The 2402-nt window shown below is 64.8% G+C and carries 4 protein-coding genes; all 4 read left to right on the top strand.

Translation table 11 applies throughout. From position 1 onward, the window contains the following. Positions 1–199: trimethylamine methyltransferase family protein (locus EN781_RS30720; RefSeq protein WP_189347945.1), on the top strand; the 199-nt coding region annotated here is incomplete at its 5' end. An 89-nt stretch (positions 200–288) separates the two neighbouring features. Beyond that, positions 289–978, top strand: a complete 690-nt coding sequence (locus EN781_RS30715) for a 4Fe-4S dicluster domain-containing protein (RefSeq protein ID WP_126054103.1) — start codon at positions 289–291, stop codon at positions 976–978. A gap of 104 nt (positions 979–1082) precedes the next feature. Continuing rightward, positions 1083–1814 carry a dienelactone hydrolase family protein gene (locus EN781_RS30710; RefSeq protein ID WP_126054104.1) on the top strand — a complete coding sequence of 244 codons (732 nt, stop codon included), beginning with the start codon at positions 1083–1085 and terminating at the stop codon, positions 1812–1814. Between the two features lie 174 nt (positions 1815–1988). Next, the coding region (locus EN781_RS30705; RefSeq protein ID WP_145965724.1) for an RNA polymerase sigma factor at positions 1989–2402 on the top strand (414 nt) is incomplete at its 3' end.

Raw genomic sequence — 2402 nt, 5'->3', positions numbered from 1 at the left:
CCGCTCCAACATTGCCGACAACAATTCCTACGAGCAGTGGCTGGCGGAAGGCGAAAAGACCGCGCCGCAGCGGGCTAACGAGCTCGCCCGCCGCTGGCTGGAAAGCTACGAGGCGCCTTACCTCGATCCGGCGATCGACGAGGCCCTGACCGACTTCATCGCCAGGAAGAAAGGCTCGATGGCCGACGCCTTCACTTGAAAGGAGCCCGAGTCAGGCCGGGCTAAAGTGGCCGACATCATCCACAAGGAAGTCTGGCGGAGCGCATTCTCCGAGCCGGGCAAGAAGGGATGATTGTTTCGCGCGGCACGGTCGACGATGTCTCGGCCGTGCTCGCGGTCGATGGCTTGATCCCGCGCGGCGGCTTCCGTTTCACGAGCCAAGACACAGTACCCGCCGGGCGCTCCGGCATGCCCGCCAGGTCCATCCTGCTGGTCGGGCAGGCGGGTGCTGCGCCGTGGCCGCATTTCCTGCGCTGGCAGGAGCGGCAACCGCAGGCCATCGCCAATCCGCTCGACACCTGGGCGCGCGAAGTGATCGGCTCGGTTGCGGAAAAGTTCGGCGCGCGCGCCGTGTCGCCCTCCGACAGGCCGTATCTCCCGTTCCAGCAATGGGCGATGCGGGCGGAGGGATTAAGGCCTTCGCCGCTCGGCATTCTGATGCATCCGCGCTACGGGCTCTGGCACGCCTATCGCGGCGCGCTGCTGTTCGAAGAGACGATCTCGATTCCCGAAGCTGACGCAACTCTCCATCTTTGCGATGCATGTGTCGAAAAACCTTGCCTGAAATCCTGCCCGGTCGACGCCTATGCGGCGGATGGTTTCGCGCACCAGGCCTGTCTGGCGCATGTGCGCGGTGCTGATGGCGCGCCTTGCCGCACCGGCGGCTGCCTCGACCGCAACGCCTGTCCCTTTGGCGCCGACTATCGCTATCCAGCCGATGTTCAGGCCTTCCATATGGCGTCGTTCGCCGGCCTGTAGCGATGGTTCCGAGCCGCACGGAAACTTGACCGCGATTGAGATGTCGTGGCTTGCCCTGACGGCGGGCGCGGATATCTATCGCGTGGCAGCAAGCGGAGCGCGCAATGACGAAGCAGGACCTCGAGATCAAGACCCAGGATGGTACGGCGAAAGCCGGGCTGTTTCGTCCAGCCGCGCCGGCCAAGGCCGGAATCATCCTCTACATGGATATTTTCGGTCCGCGCACGGCGCTCGACCAGATGGCCGAGCGCCTTGCTGGGCAAGGCTACGCCGTGCTGGTTCCCGATCTCTTCTACCGCAGCGTGCCCTACGGTCCGTTCGACCCCAAGACCGCCTTTGCCGATGAAAAGACCAAGGCCGCGCTGTCGGCGTTGAGCGGCGGCACCACGCAGGACATGACCATTCGCGACGGCGGCGCCTTCCTCGACGCGCTGGCCGCCGAGGGCATCACCGGACCGGTTGGCGTCGTCGGCTACTGCATGGGTGGCGCGCGGGCGCTGAACGCGGCGGCGAGCTATCCGCACCGGATCGTTGCCGCCGCCAGCTTCCATGGTGGCAATCTAGCCAGCGATGCCGCGGACAGCCCGCACCGCAAGGCAGCAATGATCAAGGCGCGCGTCTATGTCGGTGTTGCCGGCGTCGACCGCAGCTTTCCGCCGGAACAGTCGGCGCGGCTGGCCGAAGCGCTGAGAGTGGCCGAGGTCGACCATGTGATCGAGAACTATGTCGGCATGGGGCATGGATGGTGCGTGCAGGATCACAGTGCCTATGATGAAGCCGGTGCTGAGCGCCACTGGAAGCGGTTGACCACGTTGTTTGCCGAAACCCTCGGGTAAAGTTTGGCTCCCCTTTTTTGGCGGCGGTGCGCGGCTTCGAAAGTTCGCCCCGCCCCTCATCCGCCCTTCGGGCACCTTCTCCCCGTGAACGGGGAGAAGGGAAAAGCGCTGCGGCAAAAAAATCTTTCCATAACCCCAAGGATTAGCCATTAGCCTTCGTCCAATAAGCAAATGATGGCGATGATGCTGGACGAGGGCGAACCCTCCGACGTCGAATTGATCGGGCGGGCGAAGGGCGGAGACAGGGGTGCTTTCGGCAAATTGCTCGAAAGGCACTATGGCTTCGTCTATCGCGCCGCCTATCGCTGGTGCGGCAGGAAGGCGGACGCCGAAGACATCGCCCAGGAAGTCTGCGTCCGGCTCGGCCGGGCGATCCGCGACTACCATGGTAAGGGCGCGTTCACGACGTGGCTCTACACCATGACGCTGAACGCGGCGCGCGACATGATGCGCAAGAGCGCCCGCGACACCCAGAAGACCGAGGCCTACGGCGCCTATGCGCTGATCGCGGGAGAGGCGGCGGCGGAACTCGAGGACCCGGCCGAGGCGCTATGGACGGCCGTGCGCAAGCTGCCGGACAAGCAGCGC

The organism is Mesorhizobium sp. M4A.F.Ca.ET.090.04.2.1 (assembly GCF_003999085.1).
Taxonomy (GTDB): Bacteria; Pseudomonadota; Alphaproteobacteria; order Rhizobiales; family Rhizobiaceae; genus Mesorhizobium.
The sequence above is the reverse complement of the archived record's forward strand: the minus strand, read 5'-3'. Positions and strand labels throughout refer to the sequence as shown.

Coding starts and splice junctions, on each gene's coding strand:
- EN781_RS30715 (WP_126054103.1), top strand. CDS start 289: ATGATTGTTTCGCGCGGCACGGTCGACGATGTCTCGGCCGTGCTCGCG.
- EN781_RS30710 (WP_126054104.1), top strand. CDS start 1,083: ATGACGAAGCAGGACCTCGAGATCAAGACCCAGGATGGTACGGCGAAA.